This window comes from Allobosea sp. NPDC003192 (genome assembly GCF_050275675.1).
Classification (GTDB): domain Bacteria; phylum Pseudomonadota; class Alphaproteobacteria; order Rhizobiales; family Beijerinckiaceae; genus Allobosea.
Genome location: NZ_JBNNPK010000012.1, coordinates 42925 through 67002, shown reverse-complemented (window position 1 = coordinate 67002; position 24078 = coordinate 42925). Strand labels below are relative to the sequence as shown.

Sequence of the window (24078 nt, the reverse complement as noted above, 5' to 3'; positions counted from 1 at the left end):
GGCCATCTCGAAAGTCGCTCCTGCGAGTTGGCTAGCAGTGTTTTCGAGAACCGGAGCGCAGCGGACATTGGCCCGTGAGCACCGGAAGCGCAGAAAACGCCGTCAGACGGCCGCTGGAGTAGAGTTTTGGGACAGCCTCTCAGAAGAAGCTCGCGATCCAGCTCACCAGCGCATAGGCGAAGCCCGCCGACAGAGCGAGGCCGGCGATGCCGACCACGGCGCCCGCGATGATCAGCACCCCGTCCCGTTCGACCAGGCCGAGCCCGACCAGGCAGACCGCGAGCCCGAGCGGAATCTGGCCGATGAAGGGGGCCGCCACGATCAGGCCGAGCGCCAGGATCAGCAGCACGGCGCCGAGCACCGGCAGCGCGAAGCGGCCGCCGAGCATGGTCAGCCGCGGCTTGGAGAAGCGCTCGAGCCGGATCAGCGGCGGCAGCGCCCGCTCGACGGCGCGCGCGAGATCGGCCTGCGCGATGCTGCGGTTGAGCAACCGCAGCGGCAGCCAGGGCGTAGCCCTCGCCATCAGCATCTGCGCCGCGATGAAGGCGAGGACGAGGCCGCAGACCAACGGGATCGGCGGCGGCATCGGCAGGCAGTTCGGCAGGCCGAGCAGCACGACCAGCAGCGCATAGGCGCGGTCCCGCAGCGCTGCGACGATGTCGCGGACGGCGACGCGCGGGCCCGGCAGATGAGCGAGCGCGATCAGCAGTCCGGAGGTGCGCAAAGGGGAAGACAAGCAGGCTCGCCAGGCGATGAGCAGGGCCTGCGGCCTAGCATGCCCGCCGCCGCGCCAACAACCCCGCGGCGGCGCATGCCTGTCAGTGCAACGTCAACACGCCGTTCACATTGACGATCTCGGCCGGCCGGATCAGCCGCGAATGCGCCACCGTGATCGAATGCAGCGGCCCCTCGAGCTCGCGCCGCCAGAAATCGAGGAATTTGTGCAGCTCAGGGAAGCGTGGCGCCAGGTCGTATTCCTGCCAGATGTAACTCTGCAGGAAGTCGGGGTGGTCCGGCATCCGGTAGAGGATGGTGGCGGTCGTCAACCCGTAGCCTGCCAATTGGCGGATGAAGTCCTGCGAGACCATGACCGATGCGCTCCTTGCCGAGAAGACGATGAGCCGGCTGTCATCAGGCTGCGCCGCTATGGTTAACAAACGCTTGCGGGAAATTCTCCAACTGCCACACTTATGACATGTAAGGAGCCATCCAGACGGATGGAAGGGGCGTTGGCGTGGCGTGGGGGGTCGCGAGCCGGTCTGGCATGCTCGCGCGTGGGATCGGCGCGGCGATCATGCTCGCCTCCACGGCGTCGCGGGCCGACCCTGCCCTGATGGAGCGCCCTCCGCTCTCACTGGTGATCTTCGGCTCGCTCGAAGCCGACCCGAGCAAGACCCATGGCTCGATCGGTTTCAAACGGGCTTTCGGCGCCTTCGGCGGCCTCGACGCCAGCGGCTTCCGGTTCGGGATGAAGTGGGAGGCGAGCGCCGAGCCCGCCCATCGCAGGCCAAGAGAGGGCCGCCTCTACAGAGCCGAAGTCCATACGCTGGCGGGCTATGAATGGCGGATCGGCGACAGCTATCTCGCCCTTTCCGCCGGGCCCACGGTCGAAACCGCCTATCGCGAAACGCGCCGGTATCTCAGCTTCGAGCAGCGCACGGCATTGCGCCTGCAGGCGGACTTCTGGTCGAAGCCGACCGAGAACTCGTTTCTTCAGGCAAATGCCTACGCGATCCTGACCGAAGGCGGCCGCTATTGGGGCCGCCTCGCACCAGGCTGGCAGGTGATCGGCGACCTCCATCTCGGGCCCGAGATAGAAGGCTATCGTGAACGCGACTATCACAAGGTGCGTCTTGGTGCGCATCTGACCGGCCTGCGCCTACTCAGACTGGACTGGCGCCTCGCCGCGGGCCTCCAGAAGGCGAGCGGCGGAAAGGCCGGCGCCTATGTCACGCTGGGACTGCACTGGAAACGGTGACGAGACCGGCAGCTCAGCCGCGCGCCCCCTGCCCCGTCAGCGCCCGCAACGCTTCCGGCGTGTCGATGTCGAGCGCGATGGCCGGGTCGTCGAGCGCGATCTCCTCGACCGCGTCACCGGCCGCATCGAGCAGGCGGCGCGCGCCCTGATCGCCGTCGAGCTTGGCGACCTCCGGAAAGAGCTTGCGCGCCAGCAGCACCGGATTGCCGCGCCGGCCGAGCAGGGTCGGCGCCACAGCGAGCGCATCCGGCCGGTCGGCGAAGGCCTGGGCCAGCCGGTCGATCACGGCGGCGGTGACGTTCGGCATGTCGCCGAGCGAGACGACGACGCCGGTCACCTCCGCCGGCAGCGCAGCGAGCCCGGCCTTGAGCGAGCCGGCGAGCCCATCCCCAAAGACGGGGTTGTGCACGATGGTGACGTCGAGCCCCGCGAGCGCAGCGCGAACCTCGTCCTGCTGGTGCCCGGTGACGACGATGACCGGGGCGGCGCGCGAGGCGATCTGCGCCTCGACGGCGTGGCGCACCAGCGCCTTGCCGCGGACTTCCTGCAACAGCTTGTTGCCGGTGCCCATTCGGGTCGAGCGGCCGGCCGCCAGCACGATCCCGGCGACGGGCGCGGCCTCGCCATGGCCCGGCGCGCGCGGCTGCGGCCGCGAGACGATCTCCATCAGCAGTCCGCCGACGCCCATCTTCTGGATCTCGGCGCGCGTCACCGGCACGCCGGCGAGGCTGCGTTGCAGCACCCAGTCGAAGCCGTTCTCCTTGGGCGAGCGGGCACAGCCCGGCGCGCCGATCACCGGCTTGCCGTCGAGCGTGCCGAGCATCAGGAGGTTGCCGGGATCGACCGGCATGCCGAGATGCTCGACCGTGCCGCCGGCTTCGACCAGCGCCTTCGGCACGACGTCGCGTCGATCGGTGATGGCGGAGGCTCCGAACACAACGACGAGCTCGGCCGGCCCGGCGACCGCGGCACGGATCGCCTCTGCCAGCGGCGGACTTTCATGAGGCACACGCGCATCGCGCTCGATCGCGGCGCGGGCCGGTTCGAGCCGCTCGGCCATGGTCCGCAGCGTCTTGTCGACGACGCTGGTCTTCAGGCCCGGCAGCAGGGTCGAAACGACCGCGACCGATTTCAGCCTGTATTCGGCGACCGAGATCGGCTTGTCAGCGCCGAGCCGCTCCAATGCCTCTGCGATGCGCTTTTCCGGCACCGCATAGGGGATGATCTTGACGGTGCCGACCATCTCGCCGGCGACCACCGGCTTCAGCGCCGGCAGCGTCGCGACCGTGATCGCCTCGTCGATGGCGTTCAGCGCATCGACCACGCCTGCATCGATCTGCAGCACGCCAGCCGCGGCGGCGAACAGGTTGACCCGGCCGGTGAACGGCGCCTCGGTCACCACCGCCCGGCCCGCCAGCGCCCGCGCCAATTGCTCGGCGGCAGCGTTCTCGTCGATGTCGCCGGCTTCGAGCTGCACGGCGACGACCTCACGCAGGCCCGCCGCGGCGAGCTTGCGCGCATCGTCCTCGCCGATCGTCGCGCCCTTGCGCACGATCCCCTCGCCGGCACGCACGGTGTGGGCCGCAACGGCGCCGACGGCTTCAGCTATGGGAACGGGACCGAATTTCATCAGGCGTCTCTCAGGCAGGCTTGCGGCGCGGGCCGCGCAGGCCCTGCACGATCTCGGCGAGGATGGCGAGCGCGATCTCCGCCGGGGACACTGCGCCGATGTCGAGCCCGATCGGCGCGTGGATGCGCTTCACATCGGCCTCGCCGAAGCCAACGGCGGCGAGCCGCTCCAATCGCTTGCCATGCGTCTTCCGGCTGCCGAGCGCGCCGATATAGAAGCAGTCCGAGCGCAGCGCCGCCTGCAATGCGGGATCGTCGATCTTCGGATCATGCGTCAGCGCGACGAAGGCGGTGTAGCCGTCGAACGGCACCTTCTGCAGTGCCTCTTCGGGCCACTCGGCGAGCAGAGTCACCTCCGGGAAGCGCTCCTGCGTCGCGAAGGCGGTGCGTGGGTCGATGACGGTGACGTCGAGATCGAGGAGCTTGGCCATCGGCGCCAGAGCCTGCGAGATATGGACGGCGCCGGTGACGACGATGCGCGGCGGCGGCGCCTGCACGGTCAGGAACCAGGCCTTGCCGTCGACCTCGACAGTGCCGCTCTTGCCGCTGCGCAATTGCTTGTCGAGTGCCTCGGCCAGAACATCGCCGGCAAGATCGACCTCCTTGACCAGACGCTGTTCGCCCGAGCCGAGATCGGTCACCAGCACCGTCGCGCGCCGGGCGGCGCGCTCGGCATTGAGCGTGGAGAGAAGCGCAAGCTCCATGGTTCAGTTCCGGTCGAGCGCGATGCGGGCGCCGAGCCCGATCAGGATGGTGCCGCCGATCGCCCGGATCACGCGTTGCGCCGCGCCGTTAGCGGCGACCTTCGCCTGCATATAGGAGGCGGTCAGCACCGTCAGGATCGAGGAAGAGGTGAAGAGCAGGTTGACCACCACGCCGAGGATCAGGAACTGCGCCCAGAGCGGCAGGCTCGCCGACGGATCGACGAATTGCGGCAGGAACGACACGAAGAAGATCGTCGTCTTCGGGTTGAGCAGCTCAACCGCGAGGCTGTCGGCAAGGGCTCGCATCGGCGTGCGCGGCGATACTTCAGCAGTTGCCTGCATCGGCGCGACACGGCGGAAGAAGCTGATGCCGAGCCAGATCAGATAGGCCGCTCCGAGCAGCTTCATCGCCAGATAGAGCTCGGGCACATGCCGGAAGATCGCCGACAGGCCGAAGGCGGCGGCGAGGACATGGACATAGTCGGCGAGGTGAACCCCGAGCACCGCCATGAAGCCGGCCTTGCGGCCGCGCGACATGGTCTGGGCGGCGATGTAGAGCACTGCCGGCCCTGGGATATAGGCGAAGACGAGCGTCGCCAGGACGAGCGCGAAGAGGACTTCGATCGAGGCCATCGGGTCAGCCCTTGTCGGTGGCGAGCTTGAGGCCGAGCCCGATCATCAGCGAGCCGCCGAGCCAGCGCCCGAAGGCGAAGCCGGCGCGGCTCGCCTTCATCGTCTTCATCACCAGGCTGGCGGCGAGGACAGTGATCAGATCGGCCGAGGAGAAGGCGAAATTGACGATGGTGCCGAGGATCAGGAACTGCGCCCAGACCGGCAGCGCCGCAGCGGGATCGACGAACTGCGGCAGGAGCGCGATGAAGAACAGGGCGACCTTCGGGTTCAGCACCTCGACGATGAAGGAATCGACCAGCGCGCGCCGGACCGTCTTGGCCGGCGCCACGGCCTGCATCTCGCCGCCGAGCTTGGAGCGGATCATGCCGATGCCGAGCCAGACCAGATAAAGCGCGCCGACGATCTTCACCGCGACATAGAGTTCGGGCACGTGCTTGAACACCGCCGACAGGCCGAAGGCCGCAGCGACGACATGGACATAGCAGCCGAGATGGATGCCGAGCATCGCCATCAGCCCGGCCTTGCGGCCATGGGCGATGGTCTGCGCCGCCGTATAGAGCAGCGCCGGACCGGGGAAGTAGGCGATGACCAGCGTCACCGTCGCGAAGGCGAGAAGCGTTTCCCAGGAGGCCATCGGTTCGTTTCCTTAAGCCCGGACCGGCTCGACATAGACCTTGATGCGGCCGCCGCAGGAGAGGCCGACCTGCCAGGCCGTCTCGTCGGCAACGCCGAATTCGAGCGTGCGCGGCTTGCCCTCGGCGATGACGTCGCCAGCTTCGGCGACGACCGCGCCCTCGACGCAGCCGCCGGAAACCGAACCGAGGAAATTGCCTTCGCCGTCGATCACGAGATGCGAGCCGACCGGGCGCGGGGCCGAGCCCCAAGTCTCGACCACGGTTGCGAGCGCGACGCCGCGCCCGGCCTTAGCCCAGGCCTCGGCGGTGGCGAGGATATCGGTGTCGGTGCTGATCATGGAAGCGGTCCCGCTACGGATAGGGCTGAGATCATGACTCAACCCGCCTTCTTCAACCACTGGCGCGGATCGGTGACCTGCCGTGCGTCGGATGACAGTGCGGCGCAGAGATCGGCCATCGCCGCGAGGTTGTGGATCGGCCGGAACTGGTCGACATGGGGCAGCATCGCCCGGATGCCGCTGGCCCGCGCCTCGAAGGCATCATAGCGCAGCAGCGGGTTGAGCCAGGTCAGTTGGCGGCAGGAGCGGTGCAGGCGGTCCATCTCGAAGGAGAGATCGGGGCCGAGATGCCGCTCCAGCCCGTCGGTGAAGAGCAGCACCACCGCCCCGCCCGCCAGCACCCGGCGCGACCAGACCCGGTTGAAGGCGTGCAGCGCCGAGGCGATGCGCGTGCCGCCCTCCCAGTCCGGCGCCGCCTTGCCGGCAAGTGCCAGCGCCTCGTCCGGGTCGCGGGCGCGAAGCATGCGGGTGACATTGGTCAGGCGCGTGCCGAAGACGAAGGAATGCACGCGCCGGCGCTGCTCGGTGATGGCGTGCAGAAAGTGCAGGAAGATCCGCGAATACTCCGCCATCGAGCCGGAGATATCGACGAGCGCGACAACAGGCGGATGCACTTCTGCCCGCTCGCGGAAGGCGAGATCGATCGAAGCGCCGCCGCCCCTGAGCGAGCGACGGAAGGTGCGGCGCGGATCGATTCGCGCCCCGACATGCGCCGCCCGGAAGCGCCGCGTCGGCACGGCATCATTCGGCAACCGCAGCTCTGCGATCAGCTGACGTGTCTTGGCGATCTCGGCCGCGCTCATCTGGGCGAAATCGCGTGATTTCAGCGTCTCGCGCTCGGAGACGGTGAGCCGCGCGGTGAGCTCGGTCAGCTCGACCGGCGGCTCCTCCTCGCGCGGCGGCGGAGTGAAGGCCTCGGCGACGCGCAACGCCCCCGCCTCCGGCTTCTGCGGCTCGCTGTCGACCCGCGGCGTCACCGGCGACATCTGCGCCATCAATTTCTCGATCAGCCCGCGCCGACGCCAGAACAGCCGGAAGGCCTGATCGTAGACCGCCGAATCCTCGTGCTTCTTCACGAAGATCGCATGCAGCGCCCAGTAGACGTCGTCGCGCCCGCCAAGCGCGCCATCGGCCAGCGCCTCGACCGCCTCGACCACGGCGCCCGGCCCGACGCGCAGCCCGGCGCCCCGCAAAGCGCGGGCGAAATAGGCGACGTTCTCGGGGAGCTTGCCGGTCATCTCGCCACCGTCATGCTCGCCCTTGTGGCGAGCATCCACGTCTTGCGCCGCCGATGAAGCGCGCGACGCCCCCTTCCTTCTCCCGGATGGGAGAAGGTGGCGCGGAGCGCCGGATGAGGGCCTGCCATTGCCACAGAAGGTACAGCGGCAACCGCCTCGCTCCAGTAATCAGCGGCGGTCCCTCACCCCTGCCCCTCTCCCATCCGGGAGAGGGGTTCCCCGCGCCTCTCACTCCGGACGTCGTCTTCACGCGGCCGTCTCGGTCATGAACACCTTCTGCGCCACGACCCATTTGCCGTCGACCTTCAGGAAGGACAAAAGGTCGGTGAAATAGCGCGGCGGCATCTGGCACTTGACCTTGACCAGCGCCATGGACGGTCCGACCAGATCGATCGCGAGGATATGGTCGCCGCGCTCCAGCCCGGTCTCCTTCGGCGATTTGCGGTTGCGAACTGCCTCGAACCACTGTTCGCGCGGCACAACCTTGAGCTCGCCGTCGAGCGACTGCGTCAGCGCGCTGGTCGGATGGAAGACTGAAGTCAGCTTCTCGACATCGCCCTCATAGAGCCCGTCGAGATAGGTCCAGGTCGCTGCCTCGATCGCCTTGATGTCGTCGTTCATTGCTCACTCCGTCTTGCTCGGGCTTGTCCCGAGCATCCACGCCTTACGGCGCGGATGAAGGGAAAGACGTGGATGGTCGGCACAAGGCCGACCATGACGATGCGCTATCCCCGCGCCGCCAGCTTGGCCTGGTCGAGCAATTCGCCGACCTTCGAGCCCTGCATCGCCTGGATGTCGTCCTGGTATTTCAGCAATGCGCCCAGCGTGTCGGAGACGATGGCCGGATCGAGCGCCACGGCGTCGAGCTCGACCAGCGCGCTCGCCCAGTCGAGCGTCTCGGCGACGCCCGGCGCCTTGAACAACTCCTCCTTGCGGATCGCCTGCACGAAGGAAACCACCTGCTTGGCGAGTTTGGCCGGCGCAGCCGGCGTCTTCGCCTTCAGGATGGCGAGCTCGCGCGCCGCGTCAGGATAGCCGACCCAATGGTAGAGGCAGCGGCGCTTCAACGCGTCATGGATCTCGCGGGTGCGGTTCGAGGTCAGGATCACGATCGGCGGCTCGGCCGCCTTGACCGTGCCGAGCTCGGGGATCGTCACCTGCGCATCGGCCAGCACTTCGAGCAGGAAGGCCTCGAAGGCCTCGTCGGTGCGGTCGAGTTCGTCGATCAGCAGGATCGGCGCACCGCCCTCCTGCGGCTCGAGCGCCTGCAGCAGCGGGCGCTTGACCAGATAGCGCTCGGAGAACAGGTCGCTCTCCAGCCGCTCCCGATCGCCGGCGGCCCCGCCGGCCTCGGCAAGGCGGATCGCCATCATCTGGCCGGCATAGTTCCATTCGTAGACGGCCGAGGCGAGGTCGAGCCCCTCATAGCATTGCAGGCGGATCAGGCGGCGCCCGAGCGCGGCGGAGAGCACCTTGGCGATCTCGGTCTTGCCGGTGCCGGCCTCGCCCTCGAGCAGGAGCGGCCGCTTCATCCGCAGCGCCAGGAAGAGCACGGTCGCCAGCGCCCGGTCGGCGACATAGCCCTGCGCCTGCAGCAGAGAGAGCGTGGCGTCGATCGAGGTCGGAAGGCGCGATGAGGTCAGCATGGACAAGCTCTACTCTGCGACCGGCAACGGTGGAAGTCGCGCCGGCGCAGGGCGCTCTGCTGCCACGATCGGGACCGGATCGGAGTCTACCATCCCGGCCTCACGGAGAAGACGCCAATGACCGCGCAGGAACTCGCCAATGGTTTCGTCGCATTGCTGAAGGAGGGCAAGCACGAGGAAGCCGCCGCGACCTACAATGCCGACGACATCGCCAGCTACGAGAACATGCCGGGGCCGATGGCGCAGAGCCATGGCAAGCAGGCGGTGAAGGGCAAGGGCGAATGGTGGACCGCCAATCACGAGGTGCACGAGTTCACCACCGCGGGCCCCTATCTCAACGGCGACCAGTTCGCCGTGCACTTCTACTTCGACGTCACGGTCAAGGAGAGCGGCGAGCGCCGCAAGATGCACGAGATCGGGCTCTACACCGTGAAGGACGGCAAGATCGCCGAGGAGCGGTTCTTTTATTGATGCTCCTTGCGTCGTTCCCGGGCGAAGCGGAGCGCAGACCCGGGAATCTCATGACGAGAAGGCGCCGACCAGCGCCTCCTTCGGCCTGAGATGCTCTGGGCAAGCCCGAGCATGACGCGCGATGGCGGCCTCAAGCCTTCCCCGTCGCCTGCGCCACGGCCTGCTTCGCCATCACGCCGATCAGATGGGCGCGGTACTCGGCGTCGGCATGGATGTCGCCATTGATGCCCTTGGCGGTGTGCTTGAGGCCATCCAGCGATTTCGGCGCGAAGCGCGCCTTCAGCGCCGCTTCCGCTTCCGGCCAGCGGAAGACGCCGCCCTCGCCCGCCCCGGTCACCGCGACCGCGATCTCGCCGCCGCGCTTGGCGACGAAGACGCCGACCAGCGCGTAGCGCGAGGCCGGATTGCGGAACTTGGCATAGCCCGCCTTGGAGGCGACCGGGAACGAGACCTTGACGATGATCTCGCCCTCGTCGAGCGCCGTCTCGTAGAGACCGGTGAAGAACTCGTCCGCCGTGAGCTTGCGCTTGTTGGTCACCACCGTCGCGCCGAGCGCCAGCAGCGCCGCCGGGTAATCGGCCGCCGGGTCGTTGTTGGCGACCGAGCCGCCGATCGTGCCGCGATGGCGCACATGCGGATCGCCGATATGGCTGGCGAGATAGGCCAGCGCCGGGATCGCCTCCTGCACCTCGGGCGAGGCGGCGACCTCGGCATGGGTCGTCATCGCGCCGATCACGAGATTGCGGCCCTTGCGGGCGATGCCCTTGAGATCGGTGCAGGACGAGAGATCGACCAGCGCGCTGGGCGAGGCCAGGCGCTGCTTCATCGTCGGCAGCAGGGTATGGCCGCCGGCGAGGAGCTTGGCATCCTCCTTCTTGGCAAGGAGGCTGGCGGCCTGACGCGCGGTCGCCGGGCGGTGATAGGTGAAGGCGTACATCGTCTCGTCCTTTCAGATCACTCGGCAGCCATGCGGCTGAGCGTTTTCTGCGCGGCGCGCCAGACGGCCTGCGGCGTCGCCGGCATGGCGATGTCCTCATGGCCGAGCGCGTCGGTGATGGCGTTGATGACGGCGGGCGGCGAGGCGATGGCGCCGGCCTCGCCGCAGCCCTTGATGCCCAGCGGGTTCGACGGGCACGGCGTCACCGTCATGCCGACCTCGAAGGACGGCAGGTCGTCGGCGCGCGGCATGCAGTAGTCCATGAAGCTCGCGGTCACGAGCTGACCGTCGGCATTGTAGCGGGCGCCTTCGAGCAAGGCCTGGCCGACGCCCTGGGCGATGCCGCCATGGACCTGCCCCTCGACGATCATCGGATTGATGACATTGCCGAAATCGTCGACCGCGGCCCAGCGCTCGATCCTGGTCACGCCGGTGTCGGGATCGATCTCGAGCTCGCAGATATGAACGCCGGCCGGGAAGGTGAAATTGGTCGGGTCGTAGAACGCCCCTTCCTTCAAGCCCGGCTCGAGATCCTGGCCATTGAACTTGTGGGCGACATAGGCCTGCAGCGCGCAGGAGCCGAAATCGAGCTTCCGGTCGGTGCCTTTGACGGTGAAGTTGCCGTCCTTGAAGTCGATATCGGCCTCGTCCGCCTCCAGCACATAGGCCGCGACCTTCTTGCCCTTGGCGATCACCTTGTCGATCGCCTTGAAGATCGCCGACATGCCGACCGCGCCCGAGCGCGAGCCATAGGTGCCCATGCCCATCTGCACCTTGTCGGTGTCGCCATGGACGATCGAGACGTTCTCCAGCGGCACGCCGAGCCGGTCGGAGACGAGCTGGGCGAAGGTGGTCTCATGGCCCTGGCCGTGGCTGTGCGAACCGGTCAGCACCTCGATCGTGCCAATCGGATTGACCCGGACCTCGGCCGATTCCCATAAGCCCACGCCGGCGCCGAGCGAACCGACCGCCGCTGACGGCGCGATGCCGCAGGCCTCGATGTAAGCAGAGAAGCCGATGCCGCGCAGCTTGCCGGCACGGGCCGAGTCACGGCGGCGCTTCGGAAAGCCCTTGTAGTCGATGATCTCCATCGCCTTCTTCAGCGATGCCCCGTAGTTGCCGGTGTCGTACATCATGATCACCGGCGTCTGGTGCGGGAACTTCCTGATGAAGTTCTGCGTGCGGAACTTGGCCGGGTCCTTGCCGAGCTCGCGCGCCGCGACCTCGACCAGCCGCTCGACCACGAAGGTCGCCTCCGGGCGGCCCGCGCCCCTGTAGGCGTCGACCGGGGCGGTGTTGGTGTAGACCGCGTCGACCTCGCAATAGATCGCCGGGATGTCGTACTGGCCCGACAGCAGCGGCGCATAGAGATAGGTCGGCACCGAGGAGGAGAAGGTCGAGAGATAGGCGCCGAGATTGGCGGTGGTGTGCACCCGCATCGCCAGCATCTTGCCGTCTGCGTCCATCGCAAGCTCGGCATGGGTGACATGGTCGCGGCCATGCGCGTCGGAGAGGAAGGCCTCGGTCCGGTCCGAGGTCCACTTCACCGGCCGGCCGACCTTCTTCGCCACCCAGACGCAGACCGTTTCCTCGGCATAGATGAAGATCTTCGAGCCGAAGCCACCGCCGACATCCGGCGCGATCACCCGCAGCTTGTTCTCCGGCGCGATGCCGATGAAGGCCGAGAGCACGAGCCGCGCCACATGCGGGTTCTGACTGGTGGTGTAGAGCGTGAAGGTGCCCTCGCCCTGGTCGTAATCACCGACCGCGGCGCGCGGCTCCATCGGATTCGGCACCAGCCGGTTGTTGACGATGTCGAGCCTGGTGACGTGCTTGGCCGCCTTGAAGGCGGCATCGGTCGCAGCCCTATCGCCGAGATGCCAGTTGAACACCGTGTTGTCCGGCGCCTCGGCATGCACCTGTGTCTTCGACTTGGCTGCGCTCGCAGTGTCGACCACCGCCGGCAGCACGCCATAGTCGACCACGATCGCCTCGGCCGCGTCGCGCGCCTGCGCCAGCGTCTCGGCCACCACCACCGCGACATGGTCGCCGACATAGCGGACCTTGCCCTGCGCGAGCGCCGGATGAGGCCCGGCCTTCATCGGCGAGCCGTCCTTGGAATGGATCATCCAGCCGCAGATCAGGCCCCCGACCTTGTCGGCGGCGAGATCATCGCCGGTGAAGATGCCAAGCACGCCCGGCATCGCCGCAGCGGCTTTAGTATCGATCTTCTTCAGCGTGGCATGGGCGTGCGGCGAACGCAGGAAATAGGCGTGGGCCTGCCCCGGCCGGTTGATGTCGTCGGTATAGCGGCCCTGGCCGGTGATGAAGCGATGGTCTTCCTTGCGGCGGACGGGAGCGCCGATTCCGGTGGCGGACATGGATTCCTCCTGGCGGTGGAGCAGGATCAGCGCGAAAAACCGGTTCCCACTTTTTCGCATCCTGCTCTGGCGTGACGCCTCTTGGCGGGCGCTATCAGCATGTTTCGGGGATCACATCGTGCTTGCTGCCCGCGCGGCGGCGCGGGTCAAAATCGCTCACTCGGCAGCTTGCCGGATCGGCTTAGCGCCCTTGCCCATCGCCTCGGCACCGGCAGCGACCGCCTTGACGATGTTGTGGTAGCCGGTGCAGCGGCAGATATTGCCGTCGAGATCCTCGCGGATCGTCTTCTCGTCGAGGCTGTTGCCGCGCCGGTTCACGATATCGACCGCCGCCATGATCATGCCCGGCGTGCAGAAGCCGCATTGCAAGCCATGATGCTCGCGGAACGCCTCCTGCATCGGATGCAGCACCCCGCCATTTGCGAGCCCCTCGATCGTCGTCACCGAAGCGCCCTCGCAGGCCAGCGCCAGCGTGGTGCAGGATTTCACCGCCTTGCCGTCGAGATGCACGACGCAGGCACCGCACTGGCTGGTGTCGCAGCCGACATGCGTTCCGGTCAGTCGCAGGTTTTCACGCAGGAACTGCACCAGGAGGGTGCGCGGATCGACATTCGCGGTGACGGGCTTGCCGTTCACCGTCACGGACAGATTGGCCATGGGGCACTCCTCCGAAAGCCTGTTTTCTGCACGGCCAACGACATCTCGAAGGCCGCACGATCCATGCGCCGGCCCGTCACGAGCCAGCGGAGAATTTCCTTGGAACAACTTCAAAAAACAATGTGGACCCGGGATTTTCCGCGGTCAAGCGGAAGGCCATTCCGCAACCGGCCTCGTTTGGCGGCGTTTTTGCATGGTTTTGAACACCGACACTGGAAGGCGACATTCCACCGCTCGCAACCGGCGAGCGAACCCTTTGCGGAATCTTAACCACATATCGGCAGCATCGCTGGTCGGAATGACGATCTCCGATCGTCCCGCTCACGGATGGCGCGGTTGGCCTCGATCCTCGAACACGTCCAGCGTCGCCTCACGGCGATCGGCTATGACGAGCGCCAGCGCCGGCGCCTGCGTCGCTACCGTGGCATCGTCGAGCGCGTCATCGTCGAGGTCGTCGAACAGGATTTCGCCCGCGCCTTTGCCATCCACCCGATGCTGAAGCTGGCGGTCGATCCGGTCGCGGCCGAGCTTTTCGCTGCCGAGGCCGATCATTTCCGCTTGCTCTTCGACGGCGATTTCGACCAGCGCTATTGCGATTCGCTCGAACGGCTGACCGTGCTCGAACGGCACGGCCAGGTCGGCGCCCGCGCCCGCGCCTCGATCGCCTTCACCCTGTTCCGCATCTTCCTGGAAGAGAGCCGCACGCGACTGGTCTTCTCGCGGCGCGACATCCCGCATGATCTCTTCATCATCGAGCGGGTGCTGACCTATGACGTCAACACCGCCATGTCGCTCGACCGCGAATTCGAGGCGGCGGAAGCCCGCCGCCGCGGCGTCGCGCTCGACGAGGTCGCGGCGACGCTGACCTCGCGCATCGGCCAGCTCGACTCGACGATCAGCAACGCGGTCGATCTGTTCGTCGAAACCGCCGGCGAGACCTCGGCGGCCAGCAGCTTCATCAAGGATCAGGTCGGCTCGGTCGCCCAGACCTCCCTGCTGGTGCGCGAGAAGGCGATGCAAACCGCCGCCGCGACCGAGGAGATGTCGGCGAACATCGCCGAAATCGGCCAGCGCGCCCGCCAGAGCCTCGACATCGCCAATCGCGCCGTCGCCGATGCGCAGGCGATGGACGAGGCGATCGCCCAATTGCGCCATGTCACCAGCAGTATCGGCACCGTGGTCGGCATGATCGCGGACATCGCGGCGCAGACCAATCTGCTCGCCCTCAACGCCACCATCGAGGCCGCGCGTGCGGGCGAATCCGGCCGCGGCTTCGCCGTGGTCGCGGCCGAAGTGAAGTCGCTGGCGACGCAGACCGCCTCGGCGACGCAGGAGATCGCGGCGCAGATCGCCGAGCTTTCGGCAAGTGCGGAGGCTTGCGGCGTGCGCGCCGCCTCGATCGGCGCGACCATTGGCGAGATCAAGGCAGATTCGGAAGCGATCTCGGACGCGGTCGCCCAGCAGAGCAGCGTCACTGGCGGCATCGCCCGGCACGCCGCCGAGGTCGCGCACGGCTCGGACGAGGCGATCGACAGCGCGACCCGCGTCAACGACAGCATCGGCAAGACCGAGAAGGCGCTGGAGCGCGCCAATGCCGCGGCGGCCGACATCGCCCTTCAGGTCGGCGCGGCGGAGACGACCGTGAGCGAGGCGCTCGCCGCGCTACGGCGAGCGTCGTGAGCCTCAGCCCTCGCTCACCGCCTTGGCGAAATTGGCGAAGAACTCGTCGGCCAGCTTCTTGGAGACCGAATCGATCAGGCGCGCGCCGAGCTGCATCAGCTTGCCGCCGACCTGAGCCTCGACTTCGTAGCGCAGCAGTGTCTGCCCGCCGTCCGCGTCGCTGAGCATGACCTTGGCGCCGCCCTTGGCGAAGCCGGCGATGCCGCCCTCGCCTTCACCGACGATGCGGTAGCCGTTCGGCGGATCGAGATCCTGCAACTCGACCTTGCCCTTGAATGTCGCCTTCACCGGGCCGAGCTTGACCTTCACCACCGCCGAGAAATGCGTGTCGTCATCCTTGGTGAGCTGCTCGCAGCCGGGGATGCAGGCCTTCAGCACATCGGCGTCGTTGAGCTTCTCCCAGACCACCCGCTTGGCCGCGGGCAGCGTCGCCTCGCCGTTCATCGTCATCGCCATGGCGTCGCTCCTCACCGTTCTCCCGGGCCTCTGCCATGTTGCAGGCCGGCCCGCCTCGGGTCTATCCAAGTCCGCATAATCCATGGCCGGAAAGCACCGGCGCGCACAAGAGGACGAAGCTGGGATGTGGGTTGCAACGACCGCTCCGCAGGAAGGCGCGTCCGGGCATGGCTGACAGCGGGCTCTATGGCGAACTCTTCGCCGATCTGGAGATGGCAGCCGTCCTCGACGACCGCGCCGCTCTGCAGGGCATGCTCGATTTCGAAGCCGCCCTCGCCCGGGCCGAGGCCGAGACCGGGGTCATCCCCGCCGCGGCAGCGGACATCATCGCCCTACAGTGCAAGGCCGAGCTCTACGACATTGCCGCCATCGGCAAGGCCGCGACGCTCGCCGGCAATCCGGCGATCCCACTGGTCAAGGCGCTGACCGCCCGCGTCGCCACCATCGATGCCGAGGCGGCAAAATGGGTGCATTACGGCGCGACCAGCCAGGACGTGATCGATTCCGGCCAGGCGCAGCAATATCGCGCCGCCTACGACCTGATCCTCGTTCGCTCGGCCCGCCTCGCCCATGCGCTGGCCGAGCTGGCCCGGGAACACCGGCGCACGCCGATGATCGGCCGCACTTTCCTGCAGCACGCGGTGCCGATCTCCTTCGGGCTCAAGGCCGCCAACTGGCTGAACCCGATCGTCTCCTTCCATGACGACTTCATGATCTGGGGCGAGTCCGCGCATCAGCTCGGCGGCGCCGCAGGCAGCCTCGCCTCGCTCGGCGACAGGGCCGACGCGGTTTCGGAAGCCTTCGCCCGCATCATGCCCTCGATCGGCGCCGTGCGCGTGCCCTGGCACAGCGAGCGTCGGCGCCCCGCCCGGATCGCGACCGAGCTTGGGCTCCTCCTCGGCCATCTCGGCAAGATGGCCGGCGACATCGCCCTGATGGCGCAGACCGAGATCGGTGAGCTCGCCGAGCCGGAAGCGCCCGGCAAGGGCGGCTCCTCGGCCATGCCGCACAAGCGCAACCCGGTGCTGTGCACGCTGATCCTCACGGCGGCCAAGCGCGCTCCGGGGCTGGTCGCGACCATGCTCGCGGCGATGCCGCAGGAGCACGAGCGCGCCATGGGTGGCTGGCATGCCGAATGGCCGACGCTGCGCGAGCTCTTCCTGATCGCCGGCGGGGCACTGAACCATGCGGTCGCGCTGGTCGAAGGGCTCCAGGTCTTCCCTGAGCAGATGCAGTACAATCTCGACCTCACCAACGGGCTGGTCATGGCCGAGCGCGTCTCGCTTGCGCTTGCGACGACGATCGGCCGCGGCGAGGCACATCACCTGCTCGAGGAGGCCAGCCGCGACTGCCTCGCCAGCGGCCGCCATCTCAAGGACGTCCTCGCGGACCATCCGAAGCTGGCCGGCAAGCTTTCCAATGATGAGCTCGACGACCTGTTCGATCCCACGACCTACCGTGGCGCGACCGATGCCATCATCGACCGCATCCTCGTGCTCTACGAGGAGGAGCGGGAATACATGAGCGGTAATGCCTGAACTCTCCGCCAAACCGCTCCGGCTCGCTGCGCCGATGTATCCATTTGCCGAACACGGCGTTTCCACCGCCTAAGGAGACCACCATGACGATGATGACGATCCGGGGCGAGCCCTTCCATGTCCGGATCGACGGCGAGGCCGGCGCACCGGCGCTGCTGCTATCGAACTCGCTCGGCACCAACCTGTCGATGTGGGATCCGCAGGTCGCCGAATGGGCCAGGCATTTCCGCATCGTGCGCTATGACAGCCGCGGCCACGGCCGCTCGGCCGCTCCGGACACGCCCTATTCGATCGCCATGCTGGCCGACGACGCACTCGCCATCCTCGACGCGCTCGGCATCGAGAAGGCGCATTGGTGCGGTCTCTCGAAAGGCGGCATGGTCGGGCAATGGCTCGCCACCCACCATGGCGGGCGCTTCGACAGGGTCGTGCTCGCCAACACCGGCGCCTATATGGGTCCGCCCGAAAGCTGGGAGGCACGCATCCGCAATGTCCGCGAGAACGGCATGGCGGTGATGGTGCAGCCGACGCTGGAGCGCTGGTTCAGCCCGGCCTTCCGCGAGCGCGCCACGGAAACGATCGCCAAGGTCAGCGAGATGCTCGCGACCACCCCGCCGCTCGGCTACGCCAATTGCTGCGCCGCGATCCGCGACATGGACCAGCGCGGAACGATCCAGGCGATCCGCAATCCCATCCTCGTCGTCATCGGCAAGGTCGATCCGGCGACGCCGCCGGAAGCCGGGCATTTCATCGCCGATGCGGTGCCGGGCGCGCAGCGCGTCGAACTCGACGCGGCACACCTCTCCAATCTCGAGCAGCCGGCCGCCTTTACCAAAGCCGTGCTCGATTTCCTCAAGAGCTAGGAATCAACGCAATGGACGAGAAGAGTCGCTACGATGCGGGCATGAAGACCCGCCGGGCCGTGCTCGGCGAAGCCTATGTCGACAAGGCCAGCGCAGGGGTCACCGACTTCACCAGCGACTGGCAGGAGTTCATCACCCGCACGGCGTGGAACGACGTCTGGAACCGTCCGGGCCTGCCGCGGCGCGAGCGCTCGATCATCGTGCTCTCGATTGCAGCTTCGCTCGGGGCCTGGGGCGAATTCCGCATCCATGTTCGTGGCGCGCTCAACAACGGCCTGTCGCGCGACGACATCAAGGAGGTGCTGATCCAGACCGCGATCTATGCCGGCGTGCCGGCAGCCAATCACGCCTTCAAGGAAGCATCGTCGGTCTTCGCCGAGATCGACGCGGAAGCCGGCAAGGGCTGACGCCGAGACCCGCGGCTCAAAAGCCGCCGAAGCGCCGGTGGCGGTAAACCAGGCCCGGTCCGGAGCCGCCGCCGCCGAGCGCCACCACCTGGCCGATCAGGATGCGGTGGGTCGCGACCCGGTGGACCGCTGCCACCCGGCAGTCGAAGCTGGCGAGCGCACTCGCCAGCACGGGCGCGCCGGTCGACAATTCCCCCCACTCGCCGAGGCCGAAGCGATCCTCCCCGGCCAAGCCTCTCTGGCCGGAGAACACGGTCGCGATCTCATGGTCGGCCGCCATCAGCGTGTTCACGCAGAAGATGCCGCTCTCCTCGATCGCGGCCAGAGTCCGGCTCGCAGCCTCGATGCAGACGAGCACGGTCGGCGGCGCATCGGACACCGAAGCGACCGCGGTCGCAGTGAGCCCGGCACGACCGGCCGGGCCGAGCGTCGTCACGATATGAGCCGCGCTCGCGACCTGCGCCATCGCCTCGCGGAAGGCCTGCGCTTCGGGGCGCGACGCGCGTAGGGCGGCATCGACCATGTTGTTCATCGCCCAACTCAGCGCGTGGATACTGCCTCCTATCTAAGCGCGCAGGGGTAAAAGGCCAGTCGCAGCAATCGTAGGCCTACGGGCCGCGTCCCGCCGCAGGATTCAGATATATCAGAACTCTGCCGGCAACTCACTCCCGCCGCAGCGCCGCCAGGAGCCCGGCGCGCAGATGGTTCATGAGCTCATCACTCGCCTCTGCCGCAACGCCTGGCTCGCCCGCAACCAGCGCCTGGGCGAGGACCACATGGTAATGCGCCGCCGGCACGAGGTCGACCTGCCGATCGAAAAAGTACCAGGCCCGGCGGATCAGCGCCTGCAGCGGCTCGACAGCCCGGCTCGCATAGGGGCTGCGCGCCGCCGTAGCGACCAGCGTATCGAGCTCCTTGTCGAGGCGCATATAGGCGTTGACGTCGTCCGCCTGCGCCGCCTCGCGCATCGCCCGCGCCTTGGCGAGGATGGCGCTGCGCTCGCCCGGCCCGGCGCGCTTTGCCGCCTCGGCCGCGATCAGGCGCTCCAGTACCTCGCGGGCATCGAGCGCCGCCATCACGTCGATCGCGTCGATGGCGGTGACGGCGACGCCCTTGCGCGGCAGGATCTCGACCAGCCCCTGCTGCGCCAGCCGGATCAACGCCTCGCGCACCGGTGTGCGACCGACCGCGACGAGCTCGATCATCTGCGCCTCGGTCAGCACCGCGCCCGGCCGCAGTGACAGGGTCACGATCGCCTCCTCGAGGCGGCGATAGGCCAGGTCGGACAGGCTGGCGGAGGCGCGAACGCCGACACCGCCTTCGCCGGAAACATTGGTATCCTCGGTCATGGGCGATACCAACGGTGCTTGACGCTTCGGATACCATTGATATATCAGAACTTTCAATGAAACCGCAAGGCGGATGATCCAGCCGCCCAAGGCGGGCATCCCACGCATGGAGGCCGAGATGGCGTTCGCCTGCACGATCCCCGCCGTTGCCACGCTCCAGCAGGACGACGACACGGTCAGGATCACGCGCTGGGACTTCGAGCCCGGCGCGGTGACGGGCTGGCACACTCATGGCTGGCCCTATTTCGTGATCATGCTGGTCGCCGGCACCTTGCGCATCCATGACGGCTCCAAGGAGACCGACGTGCCGTTGGCGCAGGGCCAGGCCTATGTGCGCCAGGCCGGCATCCAGCACGACGTGATGAACGGCTCGCCCCACCCGATCGCCTTCGTCGAGATCGAGGTGAAGCAGCCGGCCGCGCTCAAGCTCCTGCCCGCCGCATGAAGATCGCGATCATCGGCGCCGGCATCGTCGGCACGGCCACCGCCCATGCCTTGCTCGATGAGGGCCACGAGGTCCTGATCCTCGACAAGGAAGGACCGGCCTTCGGCCCCTCCCGCGGCAATGCCGGCATCATCGCCCATACCGACGTGCTGCCGATCGCCAGCCCGAACATGCTGCGCAAGGTGCCGGGCTTCCTGCTCGACCCGCTCGGCCCCCTGGCGATCCGCCTCGGCTATCTCCCGCAATTGCTGCCCTGGCTGGCGCGCTTCCTGCTCGCGGCGCGCCCCGCTGCCTATGAGCGCTCGATCGCCGGCATCATCGCCATCCAGCAACTGGCGCTACCGGCCTGGCTGGCGCGTGCCGAAAAGGCCAGGCTCGGCGGACATATCCACCGCCGCGGCGCGCTCTACACTTATCGGAATCCCGGCGACACCGCCGGCCTCCAAGAGCTCGCCAAGCGCCAGCGCGCCGCCGGCATCGCCGTCGACATGCTGCAGCCGCAGGAACTGCGCCAGTTGGAGCCGGCGCTCAAGGATCGCTTCGCCGGCGCCGCCTTCCACCCCGACTGTGCCCATATCAGCGACCCGCTCGCCCTCACCATGGCGCTGTTCGAGAGCGCATTGGCGCGCGGCGCCACCTTCGAGAAGGCCGAGGTCACCAACATCTCCATGGGCGAGCGCCCTGCCCTCGTCGGTCCCGATGGCTGGCAGCGCGTCGTCGATCGCGTCGTCGTCGCGGCCGGCGCCTGGTCGAAGCCCTTGGCTGCTGCGATGGGCGACGACATCCCGCTCGACACCGAGCGCGGCTACAATGTCAGCTTCCCCGGCGTGACCGGGCTGACCAGCCGTCCGATCGGCTTCAAGGATGACGGCTTCGTCATGACCCCACTCGAAAGCGGCCTGCGCATTGGCGGCGCAGTCGAGTTCGGCGGGCTGCAGGCGCCGCCGAACCACGCCCGCACCAAAGCGCTCTACGACAAGGCGGCGAAGCTGGTGGAGGGTCTGCCGGCCTTCGACAGCGGCAAGCTCTGGATGGGATTCCGGCCCTCGTTGCCGGATTCCCTGCCCGTCATCGGCAAGGCGCGCCGCAACTCCAATGTCGTCTATGCCTTCGGCCACGGCCATTACGGCATGACCCAGTCGACCGCGACGGCCGACCTGGTTGCTGCACTGATCGCCGGGCGCGAACCCGCGATCGACCTCGGCCATTTCAGCCCGCAGCGCTTCTGAAGGAATCGCGCCCGCGCTAGGCTTTGAATCGGCTGCTGAAGCAGCTGAATCAATGCCTCAGCCGACAAAGGCAACGCCATGATCCGATTCGGCTTTGCGCTTCTTCTCACCGGCGCGCTCGCCGGCTGTACCAGCCTTGCGCCGCAAGCCTGTGCACCGGGCCAGCAGGCGATGCTCACGGCCGAACTGCTCTTCGGCCGCAAGATCGGCGACCGCATCGGCGTCAGCGAAGGCGCCTTCCGCCGCTTCGTCGATGAAGAGGTGACGCCGCGCTTCCCCGACGGACTCACCATCCTCGATGCCCGCGGGCAATATCGTGACAGCAAGCGCGGCACGCTGATCCGCGAACCGAGCAAGCTCGTCCTGATCGTGACCTCGGACGAGACCGCGAATCGTGAGAAGCTCGCTGGGATCGCCGAGGCCTACAAACGCCGCTTCAATCAACAATCGGTCGGCCTGATCCTGAAGCCAGCCTGCGCCTCGTTCTGACGTTTGTTTGACGATCGAGGAAAATGGAAACCTTACCGCCAAAAGAGTCCATACGATCAGTGGCGTAGCCAAGGGCCCTCAACTAGCCTGACGCAACGGCATAGAAAATGCCGACAAGGGGAAACGTGCAATGCAGGGTTCGATCCTGACCGATCTGCTGCTGCCGCTCGCCATCGGCATCGTCATGCTCGGCCTGGGCCTCAGCCTGACGATCGAGGACTTCCGCCGCGTCGTACGCTATCCGCTCGCCGTCGGCTTCGGGCTGTTTCTCCAGGTCCTGCTGCTGCCGCTCGCCGCCTTCGCGATCGCGATCGGCCTGAAGCTCTCGCCCGATCACGCCGTCGGCCTGATGCTGCTCGCAGCTGCGCCCGGCGGCGCGACGGCCAATATCTACAGCCACCTCGCCCGCGGCGATGTCGCGCTCAACATCACGCTGACTGCGGTCAACAGCCTGCTCTGCCTGCTGACCTTGCCGATCGTGCTCGACCTCTCGCTCGCCTATTTCCTCGGGGCCGACCAGTACGTTCCGCCGCCGCACCGCAAGGTGATCGAGGTCGGCGCGATCATCCTGATCCCGGTCGCGCTCGGCATGCTGATGCGGGCGCGGGCCGAAAGCTTCGCCAGCCGCGCCGAGACACCGATCAAGATCTTCTCGATCCTCGTCCTCGTCGTCCTGATCGCCGGCGCGATCTACATCGAGCGCAAGGCGCTGCTGCCGAGCCTGATCGCGGTTGGCGGCGCCTGCCTCGCCTTCAACCTGGTCAGCATGCTCACCGGCTATCTCGCGCCGCTGGCGCTGCGCCTGCCTAAGGGCCAGGCAGTGGCGATCGCCATGGAGATCGGCATCCACAACGCGGCGCTGGCGATCTTCATCGCGCTCAACGTGCTGCGCAACCCGGCCGCGGCCGTGGTGCCCGGCATCTACAGCCTGGTCATGTACGTCACCGCCTCGGCCTTCGCCGTCTGGCTGGTGCGGCGGAACGCGGCGCTGCGTCCCGCCTGAACTCAGGCGAACCGCGCCGGCGCGAACGGCGCCGGATCGACGAAGACCTTCTGCCCGCTGACCATCTCGGCGACCATGCGGCCGGTCACCGCCGCCAGCGTCAAACCGTGATGGGCGTGGCCGAAGGAGAACCACAGATTCCGGTGCTTCGGCGCAGGACCGATGATCGGCATCATGTCGGGCGTGCACGGCCGGTTGCCGAGCCAGGGCTCGGCGTCGAGCCGCTCGCCCAGCGGAAACAGGGTCTTGGCGATCGGCTCGGCACGGGCGAGCTGCACCGGTGTCTTCGGCGCACCGCGATTGGCGAACTCGGCGCCCGTGGTGAGGCGCACGCCCTGGCGCATCGGCGCCAGGAAATAGCCGCGCTCGGTGTCGAGCACCGGATGGTTCAGCACGGCATTGCCGAGCGGCTTGTAGTGCATGTGGTAGCCGCGCTTGACCGCCAGCGGCAGGCGATAGCCGAGCCGGTTCGTCAGCACGTCGGCCCAGGGCCCGAGTGCGACGATCGCATCCGTACCGAGCGCCTTCGTGCCATCAGCCAGCGTCACGCTCCAACGGTCGCCGTCCTGCGTGAGCGTTCCGGCATCGCCCTGGGCGAAACGCCCGCCAAGCTTCTCGAACAAGGCGAGATAGGCCTTGGACAGGCCGAGCGGGTCGATCACCGTCACCGGATCGGTCCAGTGCAGGCCGCCGATCAGGCTCTGGTCGAGATGCGGTTCCTCGGCCCGCAATTCGGCGGCGTCGAGCGCGCGATGGTTCAGGCCGAAATCACGCTTCCAGCGCTCGGCCTCGGCCAGGCGGGTCTCCTGCTCGACGGGCGTCCGGAACACCTTCATCCAGCCCTTGCGGCGCAGCAGATCGGTAGCGCCGGCTTCCTGCGCCAACGCATCGTGCTCGGTCACGCAATGCTCGATCAGGGTCGCGTATTTATGCGCGATCGCCTCGTGCTGCGAGGCGCGCGAATGCATCCAGTACGACCACAGGAAGGGCGCGAGCTTGGGGATCGCGTTCCAATGGTAATGCGCGTCGATGGTGTTGTTCATCGCATAGCGGATGAGCGCGCCGAAATCGTGCGGGAAGCCGTAGGGGTAGACGCCCTCGCGCTGGATCAGACCGGCATTGCCGTAGCTGGTTTCGCCCCCGGGCTGGCCGCGATCGACCAGCAGCACCGAGCGGCCCGCCTTCTGCAGATGCAGCGCCACCGAAATCCCGACGATGCCTGCCCCAACAACGATCGCGTCCGTGCGCATCCGACCTGCCTCCGCCAGCCTTTCCCGCCAGCAAGAATAGCGCCAGCGGCGACGCTGTCAGCCGCTTCGTCGAATGTTGCGAGATATCCGGCAAAGTTTCGCAGCTTCTGCCAGCCTTGCCG

Annotated in this window: 27 protein-coding genes; 10 read left to right on the top strand and 17 right to left on the bottom strand. The window is 67.5% G+C overall.

Annotated features, from left to right (window positions below):
- Positions 1–139: 139 nt before the first annotated feature.
- Positions 140–736 carry an exopolysaccharide biosynthesis protein gene (locus tag ACQKLX_RS17130; protein ID WP_427362780.1) on the bottom strand — a complete coding sequence of 199 codons (597 nt, stop codon included), beginning with the start codon at positions 734–736 and terminating at the stop codon, positions 140–142.
- An 82-nt stretch (positions 737–818) separates the two neighbouring features.
- Complete coding sequence (locus tag ACQKLX_RS17125) at positions 819–1088, bottom strand: usg protein (protein WP_427362779.1); 270 nt, start codon at positions 1086–1088, stop codon at positions 819–821.
- 176 nt (positions 1089–1264) lie between these two features.
- Here ACQKLX_RS17125 and bcsS point away from each other — a divergent pair, with 176 nt between their 5' ends.
- Complete coding sequence (gene bcsS / locus ACQKLX_RS17120; RefSeq protein WP_427362778.1) at positions 1265–1978, top strand: cellulose biosynthesis protein BcsS; 714 nt, start codon at positions 1265–1267, stop codon at positions 1976–1978.
- A 13-nt stretch (positions 1979–1991) separates the two neighbouring features.
- Here the strand turns inward: bcsS and ACQKLX_RS17115 are convergent, their stop codons facing one another.
- The 8 genes from ACQKLX_RS17115 to ACQKLX_RS17080 all read right to left on the bottom strand — a co-directional run bounded on the left by ACQKLX_RS17115 (position 1992) and on the right by ACQKLX_RS17080 (position 8801).
- Positions 1992–3608, bottom strand: a complete 1617-nt coding sequence (locus ACQKLX_RS17115) for an NTP transferase domain-containing protein (RefSeq protein ID WP_427362777.1) — start codon at positions 3606–3608, stop codon at positions 1992–1994.
- A gap of 10 nt (positions 3609–3618) precedes the next feature.
- Positions 3619–4311, bottom strand: coding sequence for an XdhC family protein (locus ACQKLX_RS17110; protein WP_427362776.1), 693 nt, complete (start codon positions 4309–4311; stop codon positions 3619–3621).
- 3 nt (positions 4312–4314) lie between these two features.
- The gene (locus ACQKLX_RS17105; RefSeq protein WP_427362775.1) at positions 4315–4944 is read right to left on the bottom strand and encodes a LysE family translocator; all 630 of its coding nucleotides are present in this window, start codon (positions 4942–4944) and stop codon (positions 4315–4317) included.
- A 4-nt stretch (positions 4945–4948) separates the two neighbouring features.
- A complete protein-coding gene (locus ACQKLX_RS17100; protein ID WP_427362774.1) occupies positions 4949–5578 on the bottom strand; it encodes a LysE family translocator in 630 nt (209 codons plus the stop codon).
- 12 nt (positions 5579–5590) lie between these two features.
- Positions 5591–5917: an XdhC family protein gene (locus ACQKLX_RS17095; protein ID WP_091841110.1), complete on the bottom strand. Its 327-nt coding sequence runs from the start codon at positions 5915–5917 to the stop codon at positions 5591–5593.
- Positions 5918–5955: 38 nt separating this feature from the next.
- Positions 5956–7155, bottom strand: a complete 1200-nt coding sequence (locus ACQKLX_RS17090) for a vWA domain-containing protein (RefSeq protein WP_427362880.1) — start codon at positions 7153–7155, stop codon at positions 5956–5958.
- Positions 7156–7401: 246 nt separating this feature from the next.
- Positions 7402–7776 (bottom strand): nuclear transport factor 2 family protein, encoded by a 375-nt coding sequence (locus ACQKLX_RS17085; RefSeq protein WP_427362773.1) that lies wholly within the window; start codon positions 7774–7776, stop codon positions 7402–7404.
- A 104-nt stretch (positions 7777–7880) separates the two neighbouring features.
- Complete coding sequence (locus tag ACQKLX_RS17080) at positions 7881–8801, bottom strand: AAA family ATPase (protein WP_427362772.1); 921 nt, start codon at positions 8799–8801, stop codon at positions 7881–7883.
- A gap of 117 nt (positions 8802–8918) precedes the next feature.
- Between ACQKLX_RS17080 and ACQKLX_RS17075 the strand changes: the two genes are divergently transcribed.
- Complete coding sequence (locus ACQKLX_RS17075; RefSeq protein WP_427362771.1) at positions 8919–9272, top strand: SnoaL-like domain-containing protein; 354 nt, start codon at positions 8919–8921, stop codon at positions 9270–9272.
- 130 nt (positions 9273–9402) lie between these two features.
- Here ACQKLX_RS17075 and ACQKLX_RS17070 read toward each other — a convergent pair whose 3' ends face one another.
- The 3 genes from ACQKLX_RS17070 to ACQKLX_RS17060 form a co-directional block, all read right to left on the bottom strand.
- The gene (locus tag ACQKLX_RS17070; RefSeq protein ID WP_427362770.1) at positions 9403–10209 is read right to left on the bottom strand and encodes an FAD binding domain-containing protein; all 807 of its coding nucleotides are present in this window, start codon (positions 10207–10209) and stop codon (positions 9403–9405) included.
- 17 nt (positions 10210–10226) lie between these two features.
- Positions 10227–12590: a xanthine dehydrogenase family protein molybdopterin-binding subunit gene (locus tag ACQKLX_RS17065; RefSeq protein WP_427362769.1), complete on the bottom strand. Its 2364-nt coding sequence runs from the start codon at positions 12588–12590 to the stop codon at positions 10227–10229.
- A 156-nt stretch (positions 12591–12746) separates the two neighbouring features.
- Positions 12747–13247: a (2Fe-2S)-binding protein gene (locus ACQKLX_RS17060; RefSeq protein WP_427362768.1), complete on the bottom strand. Its 501-nt coding sequence runs from the start codon at positions 13245–13247 to the stop codon at positions 12747–12749.
- A 336-nt stretch (positions 13248–13583) separates the two neighbouring features.
- On the opposite strand from ACQKLX_RS17060, the gene ACQKLX_RS17055 reads away from it, so the two are divergent.
- Entirely contained in the window at positions 13584–14927 is a 1344-nt protein-coding gene (locus ACQKLX_RS17055) for a methyl-accepting chemotaxis protein (RefSeq protein WP_427362767.1), read from the top strand.
- Between the two features lie 3 nt (positions 14928–14930).
- Here the strand turns inward: ACQKLX_RS17055 and ACQKLX_RS17050 are convergent, their stop codons facing one another.
- Positions 14931–15383 carry an SRPBCC family protein gene (locus ACQKLX_RS17050; protein WP_427362766.1) on the bottom strand — a complete coding sequence of 151 codons (453 nt, stop codon included), beginning with the start codon at positions 15381–15383 and terminating at the stop codon, positions 14931–14933.
- Positions 15384–15550: 167 nt separating this feature from the next.
- On the opposite strand from ACQKLX_RS17050, the gene pcaB reads away from it, so the two are divergent.
- The 3 genes from pcaB to pcaC all read left to right on the top strand — a co-directional run bounded on the left by pcaB (position 15551) and on the right by pcaC (position 18191).
- A complete protein-coding gene (gene pcaB / locus ACQKLX_RS17045; RefSeq protein ID WP_427362765.1) occupies positions 15551–16921 on the top strand; it encodes a 3-carboxy-cis,cis-muconate cycloisomerase in 1371 nt (456 codons plus the stop codon).
- Positions 16922–17004: 83 nt separating this feature from the next.
- Positions 17005–17784, top strand: a complete 780-nt coding sequence (pcaD, locus tag ACQKLX_RS17040; RefSeq protein ID WP_427362764.1) for a 3-oxoadipate enol-lactonase — start codon at positions 17005–17007, stop codon at positions 17782–17784.
- Positions 17785–17795: 11 nt separating this feature from the next.
- Complete coding sequence (gene pcaC / locus ACQKLX_RS17035; RefSeq protein WP_427362763.1) at positions 17796–18191, top strand: 4-carboxymuconolactone decarboxylase; 396 nt, start codon at positions 17796–17798, stop codon at positions 18189–18191.
- A 16-nt stretch (positions 18192–18207) separates the two neighbouring features.
- Here the strand turns inward: pcaC and ACQKLX_RS17030 are convergent, their stop codons facing one another.
- On the bottom strand, positions 18208–18723 hold the full coding sequence (locus ACQKLX_RS17030; protein WP_427362762.1) for a flavin reductase: 516 nt from the start codon (positions 18721–18723) through the stop codon (positions 18208–18210).
- 130 nt (positions 18724–18853) lie between these two features.
- The gene (locus tag ACQKLX_RS17025; RefSeq protein ID WP_427362761.1) at positions 18854–19540 is read right to left on the bottom strand and encodes a GntR family transcriptional regulator; all 687 of its coding nucleotides are present in this window, start codon (positions 19538–19540) and stop codon (positions 18854–18856) included.
- A 118-nt stretch (positions 19541–19658) separates the two neighbouring features.
- On the opposite strand from ACQKLX_RS17025, the gene ACQKLX_RS17020 reads away from it, so the two are divergent.
- The 4 genes from ACQKLX_RS17020 to ACQKLX_RS17005 all read left to right on the top strand — a co-directional run bounded on the left by ACQKLX_RS17020 (position 19659) and on the right by ACQKLX_RS17005 (position 22706).
- On the top strand, positions 19659–19985 hold the full coding sequence (locus ACQKLX_RS17020) for a cupin domain-containing protein (RefSeq protein WP_427362879.1): 327 nt from the start codon (positions 19659–19661) through the stop codon (positions 19983–19985).
- The gene (locus tag ACQKLX_RS17015; protein WP_427362760.1) at positions 19982–21214 is read left to right on the top strand and encodes an FAD-binding oxidoreductase; all 1233 of its coding nucleotides are present in this window, start codon (positions 19982–19984) and stop codon (positions 21212–21214) included. The genes ACQKLX_RS17020 and ACQKLX_RS17015 overlap by 4 nt, the downstream gene beginning before the upstream one ends.
- A gap of 78 nt (positions 21215–21292) precedes the next feature.
- Entirely contained in the window at positions 21293–21703 is a 411-nt protein-coding gene (locus tag ACQKLX_RS17010) for a DUF3574 domain-containing protein (protein WP_427362759.1), read from the top strand.
- A gap of 130 nt (positions 21704–21833) precedes the next feature.
- Positions 21834–22706, top strand: a complete 873-nt coding sequence (locus ACQKLX_RS17005; RefSeq protein ID WP_427362758.1) for a bile acid:sodium symporter family protein — start codon at positions 21834–21836, stop codon at positions 22704–22706.
- Positions 22707–22708: 2 nt separating this feature from the next.
- Here the strand turns inward: ACQKLX_RS17005 and ACQKLX_RS17000 are convergent, their stop codons facing one another.
- A complete protein-coding gene (locus tag ACQKLX_RS17000; protein ID WP_427362757.1) occupies positions 22709–23956 on the bottom strand; it encodes an NAD(P)/FAD-dependent oxidoreductase in 1248 nt (415 codons plus the stop codon).
- Positions 23957–24078: the final 122 nt, after the last annotated feature.

Excerpts from the sequence above, each read along its gene's own strand:
- ACQKLX_RS17075 (WP_427362771.1), top strand. The coding sequence starts at position 8,919 with ATGACCGCGCAGGAACTCGCCAATGGTTTCGTCGCATTGCTGAAGGAG.
- ACQKLX_RS17085 (WP_427362773.1), bottom strand. The coding sequence starts at position 7,776 with ATGAACGACGACATCAAGGCGATCGAGGCAGCGACCTGGACCTATCTC.
- ACQKLX_RS17030 (WP_427362762.1), bottom strand. The coding sequence starts at position 18,723 with ATGAACAACATGGTCGATGCCGCCCTACGCGCGTCGCGCCCCGAAGCG.
- ACQKLX_RS17065 (WP_427362769.1), bottom strand. The coding sequence starts at position 12,590 with ATGTCCGCCACCGGAATCGGCGCTCCCGTCCGCCGCAAGGAAGACCAT.
- ACQKLX_RS17010 (WP_427362759.1), top strand. The coding sequence starts at position 21,293 with ATGATCCGATTCGGCTTTGCGCTTCTTCTCACCGGCGCGCTCGCCGGC.
- ACQKLX_RS17070 (WP_427362770.1), bottom strand. The coding sequence starts at position 10,209 with ATGTACGCCTTCACCTATCACCGCCCGGCGACCGCGCGTCAGGCCGCC.
- ACQKLX_RS17050 (WP_427362766.1), bottom strand. The coding sequence starts at position 15,383 with ATGGCGATGACGATGAACGGCGAGGCGACGCTGCCCGCGGCCAAGCGG.
- ACQKLX_RS17060 (WP_427362768.1), bottom strand. The coding sequence starts at position 13,247 with ATGGCCAATCTGTCCGTGACGGTGAACGGCAAGCCCGTCACCGCGAAT.
- ACQKLX_RS17020 (WP_427362879.1), top strand. The coding sequence starts at position 19,659 with ATGGCGTTCGCCTGCACGATCCCCGCCGTTGCCACGCTCCAGCAGGAC.
- ACQKLX_RS17115 (WP_427362777.1), bottom strand. The coding sequence starts at position 3,608 with ATGAAATTCGGTCCCGTTCCCATAGCTGAAGCCGTCGGCGCCGTTGCG.
- pcaB (WP_427362765.1), top strand. The coding sequence starts at position 15,551 with ATGGCTGACAGCGGGCTCTATGGCGAACTCTTCGCCGATCTGGAGATG.
- bcsS (WP_427362778.1), top strand. The coding sequence starts at position 1,265 with ATGCTCGCGCGTGGGATCGGCGCGGCGATCATGCTCGCCTCCACGGCG.
- ACQKLX_RS17025 (WP_427362761.1), bottom strand. The coding sequence starts at position 19,540 with ATGACCGAGGATACCAATGTTTCCGGCGAAGGCGGTGTCGGCGTTCGC.
- pcaD (WP_427362764.1), top strand. The coding sequence starts at position 17,005 with ATGACGATGATGACGATCCGGGGCGAGCCCTTCCATGTCCGGATCGAC.
- ACQKLX_RS17000 (WP_427362757.1), bottom strand. The coding sequence starts at position 23,956 with ATGCGCACGGACGCGATCGTTGTTGGGGCAGGCATCGTCGGGATTTCG.
- pcaC (WP_427362763.1), top strand. The coding sequence starts at position 17,796 with ATGGACGAGAAGAGTCGCTACGATGCGGGCATGAAGACCCGCCGGGCC.
- ACQKLX_RS17005 (WP_427362758.1), top strand. The coding sequence starts at position 21,834 with ATGCAGGGTTCGATCCTGACCGATCTGCTGCTGCCGCTCGCCATCGGC.
- ACQKLX_RS17080 (WP_427362772.1), bottom strand. The coding sequence starts at position 8,801 with ATGCTGACCTCATCGCGCCTTCCGACCTCGATCGACGCCACGCTCTCT.
- ACQKLX_RS17095 (WP_091841110.1), bottom strand. The coding sequence starts at position 5,917 with ATGATCAGCACCGACACCGATATCCTCGCCACCGCCGAGGCCTGGGCT.
- ACQKLX_RS17090 (WP_427362880.1), bottom strand. The coding sequence starts at position 7,155 with ATGACCGGCAAGCTCCCCGAGAACGTCGCCTATTTCGCCCGCGCTTTG.
- ACQKLX_RS17105 (WP_427362775.1), bottom strand. The coding sequence starts at position 4,944 with ATGGCCTCGATCGAAGTCCTCTTCGCGCTCGTCCTGGCGACGCTCGTC.
- ACQKLX_RS17110 (WP_427362776.1), bottom strand. The coding sequence starts at position 4,311 with ATGGAGCTTGCGCTTCTCTCCACGCTCAATGCCGAGCGCGCCGCCCGG.
- ACQKLX_RS17015 (WP_427362760.1), top strand. The coding sequence starts at position 19,982 with ATGAAGATCGCGATCATCGGCGCCGGCATCGTCGGCACGGCCACCGCC.
- ACQKLX_RS17125 (WP_427362779.1), bottom strand. The coding sequence starts at position 1,088 with ATGGTCTCGCAGGACTTCATCCGCCAATTGGCAGGCTACGGGTTGACG.
- ACQKLX_RS17100 (WP_427362774.1), bottom strand. The coding sequence starts at position 5,578 with ATGGCCTCCTGGGAAACGCTTCTCGCCTTCGCGACGGTGACGCTGGTC.